This is a genomic window from Curtobacterium luteum (assembly GCF_014646995.1).
GTDB classification, from domain to species: domain Bacteria; phylum Actinomycetota; class Actinomycetes; order Actinomycetales; family Microbacteriaceae; genus Curtobacterium; species Curtobacterium luteum.
This window is the reverse complement of record NZ_BMOI01000001.1, coordinates 482,421-495,190: the sequence shown is the minus strand read 5'-3', so window position 1 is coordinate 495,190 and position 12,770 is coordinate 482,421. Positions and strand designations below refer to the sequence as shown.

At 75.8% G+C, this 12,770-nt stretch carries 12 protein-coding genes; 2 read left to right on the top strand and 10 right to left on the bottom strand.

All coding sequences use genetic code 11. The annotated features are described in order from the left end of the window. Positions 1-7 precede the first annotated feature (7 nt). Entirely contained in the window at positions 8-424 is a 417-nt protein-coding gene (locus tag IEY20_RS02170) for an SIP domain-containing protein (RefSeq protein WP_175329283.1), read from the top strand. Positions 425-467: 43 nt separating this feature from the next. Here IEY20_RS02170 and IEY20_RS02165 read toward each other — a convergent pair whose 3' ends face one another. From IEY20_RS02165 to IEY20_RS02155, 3 genes are read right to left on the bottom strand one after another with little or no spacing between them, the layout of a single operon-like run. Next, positions 468-1,325, bottom strand: coding sequence for a glycosyltransferase family 2 protein (locus tag IEY20_RS02165; RefSeq protein ID WP_175329282.1), 858 nt, complete (start codon positions 1,323-1,325; stop codon positions 468-470). Next, positions 1,322-2,827, bottom strand: coding sequence for a D-glycero-beta-D-manno-heptose 1-phosphate adenylyltransferase (gene rfaE2, locus IEY20_RS02160; RefSeq protein ID WP_175329281.1), 1,506 nt, complete (start codon positions 2,825-2,827; stop codon positions 1,322-1,324). Before rfaE2 ends, IEY20_RS02165 begins: the two co-directional genes overlap by 4 nt. After that, entirely contained in the window at positions 2,824-4,218 is a 1,395-nt protein-coding gene (locus tag IEY20_RS02155) for an aldehyde dehydrogenase family protein (RefSeq protein ID WP_175329280.1), read from the bottom strand. Before IEY20_RS02155 ends, rfaE2 begins: the two co-directional genes overlap by 4 nt. Positions 4,219-4,336: 118 nt before the next feature. Here IEY20_RS02155 and IEY20_RS02150 point away from each other — a divergent pair, with 118 nt between their 5' ends. After that, on the top strand, positions 4,337-5,428 hold the full coding sequence (locus IEY20_RS02150) for a glycosyltransferase family 9 protein (protein ID WP_229727813.1): 1,092 nt from the start codon (positions 4,337-4,339) through the stop codon (positions 5,426-5,428). 440 nt (positions 5,429-5,868) lie between these two features. On the opposite strand, the gene IEY20_RS02145 is transcribed toward IEY20_RS02150, so the two are convergent. The 7 genes from IEY20_RS02145 to IEY20_RS02115 all read right to left on the bottom strand — a co-directional run bounded on the left by IEY20_RS02145 (position 5,869) and on the right by IEY20_RS02115 (position 12,742). Beyond that, positions 5,869-6,573, bottom strand: a complete 705-nt coding sequence (locus tag IEY20_RS02145; RefSeq protein ID WP_175329278.1) for an SDR family oxidoreductase — start codon at positions 6,571-6,573, stop codon at positions 5,869-5,871. Between the two features lie 60 nt (positions 6,574-6,633). Next, positions 6,634-8,040: a PfkB family carbohydrate kinase gene (locus IEY20_RS02140; RefSeq protein WP_175329277.1), complete on the bottom strand. Its 1,407-nt coding sequence runs from the start codon at positions 8,038-8,040 to the stop codon at positions 6,634-6,636. Next, positions 8,037-8,678, bottom strand: a complete 642-nt coding sequence (locus tag IEY20_RS02135; protein WP_217504422.1) for a D-sedoheptulose-7-phosphate isomerase — start codon at positions 8,676-8,678, stop codon at positions 8,037-8,039. The genes IEY20_RS02140 and IEY20_RS02135 overlap by 4 nt, the downstream gene beginning before the upstream one ends. Next, entirely contained in the window at positions 8,675-9,976 is a 1,302-nt protein-coding gene (locus tag IEY20_RS02130; RefSeq protein WP_175329276.1) for a glycosyltransferase, read from the bottom strand. Before IEY20_RS02130 ends, IEY20_RS02135 begins: the two co-directional genes overlap by 4 nt. Next, a complete protein-coding gene (locus tag IEY20_RS02125) occupies positions 9,973-10,992 on the bottom strand; it encodes a glycosyltransferase (RefSeq protein WP_175329275.1) in 1,020 nt (339 codons plus the stop codon). The genes IEY20_RS02130 and IEY20_RS02125 overlap by 4 nt, the downstream gene beginning before the upstream one ends. 71 nt (positions 10,993-11,063) lie before the next feature. Beyond that, positions 11,064-12,194 (bottom strand): glycosyltransferase family 9 protein, encoded by a 1,131-nt coding sequence (locus IEY20_RS02120; protein ID WP_175329274.1) that lies wholly within the window; start codon positions 12,192-12,194, stop codon positions 11,064-11,066. After that, positions 12,191-12,742 carry a D-glycero-alpha-D-manno-heptose-1,7-bisphosphate 7-phosphatase gene (locus IEY20_RS02115; RefSeq protein WP_175329273.1) on the bottom strand — a complete coding sequence of 184 codons (552 nt, stop codon included), beginning with the start codon at positions 12,740-12,742 and terminating at the stop codon, positions 12,191-12,193. Before IEY20_RS02115 ends, IEY20_RS02120 begins: the two co-directional genes overlap by 4 nt. Positions 12,743-12,770 lie beyond the last annotated feature (28 nt).

Here is a 12,770-nt window from a genome sequence, read left to right as displayed (position 1 = left end):
TTGCGCCATGGCACGGACCCGGCGGCAGCCCAGTGAGCGCGTCCTCGTCGCCGGCAGCGCCCGGGACCTCCCCGAGATCCGCCGGCAGCTCCTCGAGCTGCCGGACGACGCGTACGGCCAGGTGTTCGTCGAGGTCGCCGTCGACGAGGAGGTCCGCATCCTCCCCGCGCCGCCCGGCGTCGCCGTCACGTGGCTGGTCCGGAGCACCAGGGCGTCCCGCGTGGCGACGCTGGCGTTCGCCGACCACGGCGAGGTGCTCGCCGAGGCCGTGACCGCGTGGGCGGGCGAGTGGTGCGTCGTCGGGTGCGAGCCCTGCACGTCGGTGTGGATCGGCTGCGCCGAGAGCGCGTGGGTGGAGCGTGCCCGGTCGGTGGTGCAGCTCGAGCTCGACGACGCCGGGCAGCACGTCGAGATCGGCGGCTGACCACCCCACCCCGCCCCTCGAGCAGCGGGCCGACACGCCCGGCTCAGTGGAACACGACGTCCGGCGCGTCGACCCGGCGGTCCGTCACCGTGGTCGGCGACTCCAGGTGCACCGCGCCCGACGGGACGATGCCCGCGCCGCCGAAGCGTTCCATGACCCGCCACTGGGCGACGACGTCCTCGCCGGCGTGCTGCGGCGGGAGCTCGGGCCAGAAGCAGAACGCGCCCGCCGAGTCGAGTCGCTCCCGGTCGTAGAGCACGCAGGCGCCGACCCAGGCGACCCGGTAGGGCACCCAGCCGCCCTGCTCCACACCGAGGTCGGAGGCGACGTGCGCCAGGTTCGCGGCGTTGTGGAGCGACCACCGGTCGTGGGCCGGGGTCCCGCGACGCACGACCTCCGGTTCGACACCGTCCGCCCACGGCTCGAACACCGCTGTCTCGGCCGGACGTCGGTCGGCCAGGTACGACAGCCCCTGCACGGCCGACCCCACGAACCCGCAGTCGAGCGAGCGCAGGGCGTCGAGCATCCGGCGGACCGTGCCCGGCTCGAGCCAGACGTCGTCGTCGAGGAACAGCACCGCGGGTGCGGTGGCGTGGTCGAGCAGGAACTGCCGGTGCTCCGCGAGTCCCAGCCGACCCGGGTGCGTGAGGAGCGTGACGGGCCGGCCCTGCGCCTCCAGGACGCGGACCATCGCGGCGACCGCCGGCCGGGCGGCGGCGTCCCCGTCCACCGACTGGTCGCTCAGCACGAGGCGCAGGTCGACGTCCACCTGGGCCGCGAGCCCGGCGAGCGTCGTGGCGAGCTCGGCGGACCGACCGACGGTCGGCACGAGGACGTCGACCTCGGGCGCTGCCCCGTCGACCCGGGGCCGCGCCCAGTCGCCGGACCAGCGCGCGGTCACGACGACTCGCGGATGCGGCGCACCACGGCGGTGGTGGAGTGCTCCGCGACGTAGTCGACCATGACGACCTCACCGCCGTACTCGCGGACCACCGCGGTCTCGCTGAGCATCTCGGGGGAGTAGTCGCCGCCCTTGACGTAGACGTCCGGCCGGATGCGGCGGAGGAGCGGGATCGGGGTGTCGGTCGCGAAGACCGTGACGAGGTCGACGCAGGCGAGGGCGGCCAGCACCCCGGCGCGGTCCTCGGCGGTGTTGATCGGCCGCTCCGGTCCCTTCAGCCGCCGCACCGAGTCGTCGTCGTTCAGCGCGACGACGAGCAGGTCGCCGAGCTCGCTCGCCTGCCGCAGGTACGTGGTGTGCCCGCGGTGCACGACGTCGAAGCAGCCGTTGGTGAACACGATCCGACGTCCGACGGCGCGGGCGGCGGCCACTGCGTCGGCGAGTTCGTCGTGGTCGACGACGGTCTCGGCGGGTGCGGTGACCGACGCGACGAGGGCACTGGCGGAGCACACCGAGGTGCCGGCCTCGCGGACCACGACGTCGGCCGCCGCCTGGGCGAACGCGACCGCCTGACGACGGGGCGCACCGACGGCCAGCGCGACGGTCGCACCGGCGCAGAAGGTGTCACCGGCGCCGGACGCCTGCTGTTCGGCGGCCGGGGTCGCGCGGGTGCGGAACCCCTGGTCGCTGCCGGCCTCCAGCAGGACCGTCCCGTCGCGGTCCAGGGTGACCACGGCGGCGTGCGCCCCGGTCACGGCGAGGATCGCCTCCCGGGAGCCCACCACGGCGGCGACCCGGGCCGATCCCTGCCCGAGGTCGTGCGGCACGTGGCCCGCGGCGAGACCGTCCCGGTGGGCGCGGGCCAGCAGCGCCGCCGCCTCGCCGGCGTTCGGCGTCACGAGGTCCGGGTGCAGCGCCGCCCAGCGGGCGAGGTCGTGCGCGTCCACCACGACGGCGGCGGGCCGGTCGCGGTCGAGCATCGGGACGACGTTCTCCGGGTCGACGCCGAGGCCGTAGTCGCACACCACGGCGGCGTCCGCGCACCGGACGGCCCGGGCGACGGCCTCCGAGAACCGCGAGCGCGCGGCGGCGTCCGGGGGAGCGGCGATGTCGTCGACCCGCACCACCATCCGGTCGCCGCCGACGACGCGGTCCTTCGTGGTGGTCCGGGCGCCGGGCACCTCGACGAGGAAGGTCGTGTCGACACCTGCCGCGGCCAGGCGGTCGCGGAGCACCCGCCCGGACTCGTCGTCGCCGACGTAGCCGACCATGCGGACACGGGCGCCGAGCGCTCGGGCGTTCACGGCGGTGTTCGCGGCGCCGCCGGGCACCGCGATGCTCTCCGTGACGCGGACGACTGGCGCCGGGGACTCGCGCGAGACCCGTTCGGCCTCGCCGACCGTCCACCGGTCGAGGATGCCGTCGCCGATCACGACGACGAGGGGCTCGCGGTCGTCGATGCGCCCCACGAGCTCGCGGACGAGCCGCACGTCGGCGGTCACCGTGCACCGCCGGCGGGCTCGAGGTGGACGACCGTGGTGGTGGTCAGCTCGTCGAGGAGGTGCGGGCCGTAGCCGAACCCGGACCCGGAGGCACCACGGGGTTCGGCGCTGCCGCCCGGTGCGCCGCCGAAGACGGCGTTCACCTTGACGGTCCCGACGGGGAGCTCGGCCGCGGCACGGAGGGCGTTGCCGGTGTCCGCCGTCAGGACCGTCGCGGCGAGGCCGTACCGGTCCGCCGCCGCCAGTCGGAGACCCTCGTCGAACGAGTCCACGACCCGGACCGGTGCGACCGGACCGAACGTCTCCTCGGTCATCACGAGCATGTCGTCGGCCACGCCGGTGAGGACGGTCGCGGGGTACGCCGAGCCGGGGCCGTCCGGCACGACGCCCCCGGTGCGGAGGACGGCTCCGCGCTCGACGGCGTCGCGGACCTGGTGGTGCACGGCGTCCCGCATCCGCTCGTCGACCAGCGGGCCGTACTGGGCCGCGGGAGCGGCGGTCCGGGCGTCGGCCTCGACCACGAGTGCGGCGACGAAGGCGACGGCGACCGCACGGTGCACGTAGACGCGTTCGACGCTCGTGCAGATCTGGCCGGTGTTCGCGAAGGCACCGAGGGCGACCTGGGACGCGGCCCAGACCGGGTCGACGTCGGCGTCCACCACGACGGCGTCGTTGCCGCCGTTCTCCCGCACCACGTGCGCGCGGGTCCGGGCGGCGACCTCGCTCAGCCGGTCGCCGGTGGCGGTCGAGCCGACGTGCGCGTAGACGTCGATGCCGTCCTGCGCCAGCAGGGCCTCGCCGGTGGCCGCGTCGCCGTCGACGCCGACGAGGACGCCCTCCGGCAGCACCTCGGCGAGGAGCTCGTTGAGTCGGGCGATGGTCGCGGGGCAGCGCTCGGACCCCTTGTGCACGACGGTGTTGCCGGTGACGATCGCGGCCCCGAGGATCCCGCACGCCACCGCGACCGGGTCGTTCCACGGCGTCAGCGCGAGCACGACCCCGCGGGGGTGCGGCACCGTCCAGTCCGCGGCACCGTGCTGGCCGCGGAGGGCTTCGCCGCGGTGCACCGGCCCGAGCTCGGCGTACTGCAGCAGCGTCCCGACGCCCGCCTCGACACCGCCGAGCGCGTCACCGGGCACCTTGCCCGTCTCACGGGTGTTCAGCGTGGCGAGTTCGTCCGCGTGCTCCCGGAGGTGCTCGGCGGCGGCGCGGAGCAGGGCACCACGCTCGGCCGGAGCGGTCCGTCGCCAGCCCGGCGCGGCGGCACGGGCACGGGCGACTGCCTGCCGCACGTCCTCGTCGGACGAGCGCGGCGTCGTCGAGGCCACCGTGCCGTCGACGGGGTCGGTCACGACGAGGTGCGCAGTGGGGTCGGTCGGGGCGAGGGTCATGCGGGTCCTTCCGTGCGGGACTCGCACGTTCCTCCCCCTGCGCTGGACGCGGTCACGGGACCGCGCTTCTCGTCCATCCCCTCGCGGACGGTCGGGTCCGGTGCGTAGACACGGAGGGGTGCAGCTGATCGGCAACGGTGGTCCCCGGTTCGACGACGTCCGCGAGATCGCGGTCCTGCGGGGCGGCGGCCTCGGCGACCTGCTCTTCGCGGTCCCGGCGCTCGACGCCCTCGCCGCCGCCTACCCCGACGCACGGATCACGCTGCTCGGGACGCCCGTCGCCCCGGCCGTCCTGTCCGGTCGGACGGGCGCCGTGCACGCGTTCGAGGAACTGCCGGTCGTGCCGGGCGTCCGCGACGGCGGCGACGGTGCACCGAGCCGTGCGGACTTCGACGAGCGGACCCGCGGGCGGTTCGACCTCGCGGTGCAGCTGCACGGCGGCGGCCGGAACTCCAACCCGTTCCTGCTCGGCCTGGGCGCGCGGCACACGGTCGGCACGGCGACCGAGGACGCCGAGGTCCTCGAACGCTGGGTCCGGTACGTCTATTACCAGCACGAGGTCCTCCGCGCACTCGAGGTCGTGTCGCTCGCCGGCGCCGCGCCCGTGACGCTCGACCCGCGTGTCACCGTGGCCGAGCAGGAGCGGGCAGATGCGCGGGCACGCCTCGGTGTCACCGACCGTCTGGTCGCGATGCACCCGGGAGCGACCGACCCGCGCCGACGCTGGAGCCCGGACCGGTTCGCCGCGGTCGTCCGCGCTCGGCTCGCAGCGGGCGACGACGTCGTGCTCGTCGGCGACGCGTCGGACCGTGCGGCGGCGGACGCCATCTGTGCAGCGGTCGGCGACACCGACCGGCTCCACGACCTCGTCGGGACGCTGCCCCTCGCCGACCTGCCGGTGGTGCTGGCCGCGGCCGACGTGATGGTCGGCGACGACTCAGGCCCCCGGCACCTCGCGGTCGCGGTCGGCACACCCACCGTGGGCGTGTTCTGGTTCGGCAACGTCGTCAACGCCGGACCGGTCGACCGGGGACGGCACCGGGTCCACATGTCGTTCGTCACGCGCTGCCCGGTGTGCGGCATCGACGTCACCCAGGTCGGGTGGACGGCCGAGCGCTGCGAGCACGACCCGTCCTTCGTCGACGAGGTCACCCCCGAGGCGGTCCTGGCGGACGTGGCCGACCTGCTCGCCACGGCGACGCGTCGCTGAGGCGACCCCGGACGCGTCGTTGAGGCGACCCCGGACTCGGCGCTGACGCGACCCCGCACCGTGCGAGGACTCGTCCTGGCGCCACCCGCCCGGCTGCACCGTGCGAGGTTCCACACACGGTGCGAGGGTTCGGGCGTCGCACCGTGTGTGGAACCTCGCACCATGTGTGCGCGCCGTGCCGCGCCTGCGCCACACCGCACCGCCGCGCCGCTTCTGCACCACCTCGCACCGCACGTGCGCACCGCACCTGCGCACCGCACGTGCGCGCCGCACCGCACCTGCGCGCCGCGCCACGACCACGCGTCGCTGACGCGACCCCGGACGGACGGGAGGCGCGGTGCCGTCCGGCACCGTCCTCCCTCGCAGGCTCGGTCGGCGCGCCCCGCACAACGCTCCGCGTTGCCACTGAGCGGGGCGCGCCCGTCCGTCGTCGGGACCGCCTACGGCCAGCTCGGTTCCGTGGCCGGCATGATCGACAGCTCGCGGATCTCGCAGCCCGCGGGCTGCGCGAGCGCGAAGAGGATCGCGTTCGCGACGTACTCCGGCTCGATGAGCTGTGCGTCGGGACCGGGCTTGTACTGCTCCGTCCGGTCGGCGAAGAAGTTCGTCCGCATGCCCGCCGGGATCACGTTCGTCACGCCGATGCGACCGCCGGTCTCCGCCGCCAGGGCCTGCGAGAAACCACGGACGCCGAACTTCGACGCCGAGTAGGCGGTGCCGTCGCCGACGCCGCGCAGGGCGAGCGAGGACGAGATCGTCACGACCCGGCCGTGCGTCGCCTCGAGCGCCGGGAGCGCCGCCCGCACGACCGCGGCCGTGCCGAGCAGGTTCACCGCGACGATGCGCTCCCAGTCGCCGGAGGAGATGCCACCGATCGGCGCGGGCTTGTCGATGCCGGCGGCCGTGACGACCGCGTCGAGGCCGCCGTGGCGCTCCGCGGCGTCCCGGACCGCCTGCTCGGTCGCGGCGGTGTCGGTGACGTTGACCGTGACGGCGTCGACGCCCTCCGGCACGGCGTCGACGGCGAGGTCGAGCACGACGGGCGTGCCGCCGGCCTCGGCGACCGCGGCGACGACCGCGGCTCCGAGGCCCGAGGCGCCGCCGGTGACGAGGACACGGCCGATCGGTGTGGTGGGGACGGGCATGGGGTTCCTTTCGTGGAGGGTGGGCGCGGACGGACCCGTCGGGACGGACCCGTGCGCCGCTCAGCCGACGTGCGCGAGCGCGGCGGCGAGACGGGTGGTGGAGCGGCCCGGGTGGAAGGGCACGGTGACGACGCGCCCGCCCCACTCGGCGAGCGTGGCGGCCTCGGGCAGGTCGGCGGCGTCGTAGTCGCCGCCCTTCGCCCAGACGTCGGGCCGGAAGCGACGGAGCGCCTCGTCGGGCGTGTGCTCGTCGAACACGACGACGGCGTCGACGCAGTCGAGCGCGAGCAGGAGCTCGACGCGGTCGTCCTGGCTCATGATCGGCCGTTCGGGACCCTTGAGCGCCCGGACGGACGCGTCGGAGTTGAGGCACACCACGAGGCAGTCCCCGAGCGCGCGGGCCGCGGACAGCGTGCGGGCGTGCCCCGCGTGCAGGAGGTCGAAGCAGCCACCGGTGGCCACGACGGTGCCGCCGTCGGCCCGGACCCGTTGGACGAGCCGGAGCGCGTCCCGGTCGGTGCCGGGGACCGCCACGGGCTCGGCGCCGCGGTCGGCGAACAGCGCGCTGACCCCGCCGGCCGCGAGGTACGCGGAGGCGTCGGCGACCCCGGCGGCGACCGCGTCGGCGAGTCCGGCACCCTCGGCGAGGGCGACCGCGACCCCGGCGGCGAGCCGGTCGCCGGCACCGCACGGGTCACCCGCGGTCGTCGAGGGGGCGGGGACGAAGCGGCTGCCGGACGCCGAGGCGACGAGCGCGCCGCGGTCGCCCATCGTGACCGCCACGGCGTCCGTGCCCCACGCCTCGCGCAGGGCTCCGGCGGCGTCGGTGGCGAACGGGACGCCCTCGCCGCCGAGACCGCTGAAGGCCCGGGCCTCGGCGGTGTTCGGCGTCGCGACGGTCGTGCCCGGCACCGGCTGGGCGCCCTTGGGGTGCGGGTCCCAGACGACCGGGGTGTGCGCGGCGACCGCCTCGAGCGCGGCGCGCACTGCCGGGGCGGCCGCGACCCCGCGGCCGTAGTCGGCGACGATGACCGCGTCGGCTTCGGCGAGCGCGTCGGTCATCGCCGCGGTGACCTCGGGGACGGGCGGTGTGGCGCATCCCTCGTCGATCCGGACGAGGGCGTGGTCGACGACACGGACCCGGGTCTTCACGGGCGTCGGGGCGCCGGACGGCCCGGCGACGACGCGCACCCCGGGCAGGAGGTCGCGGATCTCGTCGCCGCGGCCGTCGTCGGACAGCACGGTCACGAGGGTGACGTCGTGGCCGTCCTTCGCGAGCATCGTCGCCACGAGGCCGGCACCGCCCGCGCGGCGGTCGTCGGTGCGGACGTCGACGACGGGCACCGGGGCGTCGGGGCTGAGCCGTTCGCTCGTGCCCGAGACGTCGACGTCGAGCAGGGTGTCCCCGACCACGACGATGCGACGGGCACCGGCGCGGGCCGCGCCGCCCGAGCGACCGCCGGTCACCGGCGTGCTCCGCGGCGCAGGGCCGGCTCCATCGCCCGGCAGAGGGCGTGGACGAGCACGAGCTGCGCCTCCTGCACGTTCGCGGAGGGGCCGTCGATGCAGATCGCGTCGTCGACGGCCGCGGCGAGGGGGTTCGGCTGCGAGCCGGTCATCGCGATCGCGAACGCGCCGACCGCCCGTGCGGCCTCGGCGGCACGGAGCAGGTTCGGGCTCTTGCCGCTGGTGCTCAGCAGGACGACGACGTCGCCGGCGCGGGCGTGCGCGCGGACCTGGCGGGCGAACACCTCGTCGTAGCCGTAGTCGTTGCCGATCGCGGTGACGGCCGAGGTCTCCGCGTGCAGCGAGATCGCGGAGTACGCGGGACGATCCCCGTCGAAGCGCCCGGTCAGCTCGGACGTGAGGTGCTGCGCCTCGGCCGCGGACCCGCCGTTGCCCGCGGCCAGGAGCCGCCGTCCGGCGACCAGGCGCGTCGCGATGTCGTCGGCCCAGGCGGCGATGTGGTCGCCGTGGTCCACGAGCGACGCGATGACGGGGACGGACGCGGCGACGTGGTCGCGCACGACACGGACGCTGTCCGACGTCGTGCCCGCCGGAGCGGCGCCGGTGGTCCCGGCGGTCTCGGTGGGGGAGATGGTCATCGAGCGGTCCTCTCGGTGGTCGCGGTGCGACGGGGGGAGCGACGAGCGCTGGGACGGGTGTCGGCGACCGCGCCGCCGCCGGCGATGAGCCGGTCGTACACGCGCTCGCTCTCGGCCGCGACCTTCTGCCACGTGTACCGGGCCACGGCGCGGTCGCGTCCGGCGGCTCCGAACGCCTCACGACGCTCGGGGTCCTCGAGGAGGGTGCCGATCGCGGTCGCGACGGCCTCCTCGTCGCGGGGCGGCACGTGCAGCCCCGTGGCGTCCTCGACGACGGTGTCGATCAGTCCGCCGACGCTCGACGCGATCACCGGGCGACCACACGCCATCGCCTCCAGCGGCACGATCCCGAACGGCTCGTACCAGGGCGCGCACACGACGACGTCGGCGCTCCGGTACACCGCGGGCATGTCGTGCTGACCGAGCTGGCCGCGGAAGTGCACGTGTTCGCGGATCCCGAGCGAGCGCGCGAGCGCGTCGAGGCGCTGGTACTCCGGGTCGTCGGGCAGGTCGGCGCCGGCGACGCCGGCCCCGCCGACGACGACGAGTTCGACGTCCCGGCCCTCGTGCACGAGTGCGGCGACGGCGGCGATCGTCGTGCCGACGCCCTTCCGCTGCACGAGTCGGGAGGCGGTGAGGACCCGGTGCGTGCGGCCCCGCTCCTCGACGGGTCCGTCCGGCCGGAAGGTCTCGACGTCGACGCCGCACGGCACGACCGAGATCCGCTGCAGCGGGACGCCGAGGGCCTTCAGCTCGAACGCCTCGTCCGAACAGGTGGCGACGACCTGGTCGACGCTCCGCCCGACGGCGGGCTCGACCCACTCGCGCTCGGCCGGGCTGGTGTCCGCGGAACCCTGGTGGCGGCGCTTCACGACGCCGAGCGCGTGGAAGGTCTGCGCGACGGGGATCCGCACGCCGCCGGTCCGCGCCTGGACCTGGGCGACGGCCTCGAGCGCGGCGTGGCCGGACATCCAGAAGTGCGCGTGCACGACGTCGGGACGGTCGACGAACCACTCAGCCGCGAGGACGGCGGCGAACGTCCCCATGTACGGGAACAGCTCGTCCTTCGGCACCGTCCGGGCCGGACCGGCGTCGACGTGGACGACCTCGACACCCGGTCGGAGCAGGACACGCACGGGCAGGTCTGCTGCGTCGCGTCGCGTGTACACCGTCACCTGGTGGCCGCGGTCCGCCAGGGCCCCGGACAGCTCGGCGACGTGGACGTTCTGGCCGCCGGCGTCGACGCCGCCGAGGGTCGCGAGCGGACTCGCGTGCTCGGACACCATCGCGATCTTCATCGGGCGCTCCCTTCCAGCGCGACCTCGGTCGCGCCGTCCCGTCGCGCAGCGCGCGCGGTCCGGTGGTGGTCGGTGACGGCCCGGTCGAGCAGGTCGTCCCAGTCAGCGGTGAAGCGTGCGAGCGAGTGGCGCTCCAGCGCGGCCTCCCGTGCGACCGCCCCGCGTCGCCGCGCCTCGTCCGGGTCCTCCAGCAGCAGCCTGGAGGCGCGAACCAGCTCCTCGACGTCGGTCGCGATCGCGCCGGCGTCCGCGGGCACGGTGCGCGGGGCGTCGGTCGTCGCCAGGACGAGGACGGGCATCGCCATGTGCATGGCCTCGATCAGCGAGAGCCCGAGCGACGTCCAGCGGTTCGGGTGGACGTACGCGCGGCGCTCGGCGAGCGCCCGGTGCATCGGGTCCGACGGGACGTCCCCGAGCGCCGTCACGCGGTCGCCGAACCCCAGCGCTCCGATGCGCTCCGTGCCGATGCCCCACAGGTCGACGGGGGCGACAGCCCCGAAGCGGGGGAGCAGGTCCGTCCCGACGACCCGGCCACGGCGGACCGGTTCGTTGATGACGGCGCCGAAGCGCTCCACGGCCCCGGTGTACAGCGGACCGGGGTCGACCACGCCGTGCTCGACGACGGTCGTGGCGGTCGTGCCGCAGTCCCACATGAGGGCGTTCCAGTGCGTGACGTGCGCGATGCGGAGGTCGTCCCGGTCCCGGAGCGGGTGCCGGCTGTCCGGGACGTCGACCCGCGGCGCGTTGTGCTCGACGAAGACGATCGGGACCGATCGGCCACGGAGCAGGCGCTCGGCTGCCTCGAGCTCCTCCGTGCGCTGGAGGACGACCACGTCGACCTCGGCGTCGGCGACGTCCTCCGGCGCGATCTCGACGACCGAGTCCGGCCAGTCCCGGCCGCCGCGCCCCAGGCCGTCGGCGTCGCGGGCCGCGGTCGTCGGCACGAGGTACCGGTGCTGGCCGCGGACGAACGCGTCCATCCAGCCGCCGTGGACGTGCCACACGAGGATGCGCATGCAGGCCTTCCGGGTCGAGGAGCAGGAGGAGAAGCAGAAGCAGTGGCGCACGCTACGCAGCGGTCACCGGGTCACGGCGCAGGAACGTCGTCGGTGATCCGGGAAGCGCGATCCAGCAGTCGCCGGTGCGCATCCAGCACATCCTGGACGGACACACGGGTGAGACAGGGGTGACCCGGGACCGGGCACTCGCGGGCACGGCTGAGCCGGCACGGAGCGCCCTGATCGCCCAGGAGCTCGACGAGCGGTGCGTACGGCGCCCACTTCACGGCCGGCACCACCGGCGAGAACAGGCTCACGATCGGCACGCCCACGGCGGCTGCCAGGTGCGCCGGTCCGGTGTTCCCGACCACGACGACCTCCGCGCCGGCGAGCACCGCGGCGAGTTCCGCGGGGCTCGTGGCACCGCCGAGGTCGATCCCGGCGTCGCCGGCGACGAGGGCGGTCAGGTCGCGTTCGCCGGGTGAACCGGTGACGACCACGCGGATGCCCGCAGCCGCGTAGGCGGACACCAGCTCCCGGTGCTGCTCGGCGGGCCACGCGCGTGCCGGGACGCTCGCACCCGGGTGGACGACCACGTACCTGCCCAGGCCGGCCACGCTGTCCGGCGGGTCGACGTCGTGACGCACCGCGAGCCTCCCGGCATCGTCGGCGGGCAGCGCGAAGCCCGCCGCCCGCGCGATGCGGAGGGCGCGCTCGGGTTCGGCGAGGTCCTCGGGGAGGTCCTCGCCGGGGCGGAGCCGGACGTCGAGGAGCGACCCGGGGTGGTCGACGGACGCGCCGCTCACCCGTGGCACGCCCGCGAGCCGCAGGAGCAGGGCGAGGGGGAGCGGGGACTGGTGGAACGAGGTGAGGACGACCGCCTCGTCCGGACGCTCCTCCGCCACGAGAGTCCGGAACTCGTCGACGACGGCGTCGTCGATCGGCCGGGCGGTCTCGGTGACCCACGGCGCCGCCCAGGTCCGGACCACGTCGACGCCGGGGAGGAGCCGTCCCGCCGGCGCCCCTTGGGGACCGCAGAGCAGCGTGACGTGCGCGGCGCCCGCCGCGACCGCCCGGACGGCGGGGCCGGCGACGAGGACGTCGCCGAACGAGTCGAGCCGGGCGACGAGGACCCGCGGGCGGCCGCCGCGTGCGTGCCCGCGGACGGGACCGGCGGCGGGCGCAGCGTGCTCGTCGCCGAGCGCGGCGTGCCCGCTCACGCGACCGGCGCCGAGCGCTGCGCGAGCACGAGGCTCACCGCGTCGTCGAGGGTCGCCGCGACGGTCTCGGCGGCGTCGACCTCCTCCTGCCGGGTGCGCGGGGTCGGCACGAGGATGCCCTGCGCGCCCGCCGCCCGTGCCGCCGCGACGTCCGCCCCGATGTCCCCGACGACCACCAGCTCGGCCGCCGGGACGCCCAGGACCTCGGCGGCGCGGAGCACCATGCCCGGCCGCGGCTTGCGGCAGTCGCAGCCGTCGGCGGCGTCGTGCGGACAGACGCACCAGAGGTCGAACGGACCGACGAGCTCGTCGACGCGGGCGTTCGTCGCGTCGACCTGCGCGCGGGTCGCGAGGCCCTTCGCGATCGCGGACTGGTTGGTGACGACACCGAGGCGCAGGCCCGCGGCCCGAGCACGCTCGACGGCGCGGTGCGCTCCGGGCACCGGCACGACGAGGTGCGGGTCCGCGTTGTACGGGACGTCGACGACGAGGGTGTCGTCGCGGTCGAAGAGCACGCCGCCGACGGGGCGGTCCGGAGCGAGGGCCATGGACCGAGCAGTACCGGTGCGTCGCCGC

Coding starts and splice junctions, on each gene's coding strand:
- IEY20_RS02125 (WP_175329275.1), bottom strand. CDS start 10,992: ATGCGCATCCTCGTGTGGCACGTCCACGGCGGCTGGATGGACGCGTTC.
- IEY20_RS02115 (WP_175329273.1), bottom strand. CDS start 12,742: ATGGCCCTCGCTCCGGACCGCCCCGTCGGCGGCGTGCTCTTCGACCGC.
- IEY20_RS02155 (WP_175329280.1), bottom strand. CDS start 4,218: ATGACCCTCGCCCCGACCGACCCCACTGCGCACCTCGTCGTGACCGAC.
- IEY20_RS02135 (WP_217504422.1), bottom strand. CDS start 8,678: ATGACCATCTCCCCCACCGAGACCGCCGGGACCACCGGCGCCGCTCCG.
- IEY20_RS02130 (WP_175329276.1), bottom strand. CDS start 9,976: ATGAAGATCGCGATGGTGTCCGAGCACGCGAGTCCGCTCGCGACCCTC.
- IEY20_RS02170 (WP_175329283.1), top strand. CDS start 8: ATGGCACGGACCCGGCGGCAGCCCAGTGAGCGCGTCCTCGTCGCCGGC.
- IEY20_RS02145 (WP_175329278.1), bottom strand. CDS start 6,573: ATGCCCGTCCCCACCACACCGATCGGCCGTGTCCTCGTCACCGGCGGC.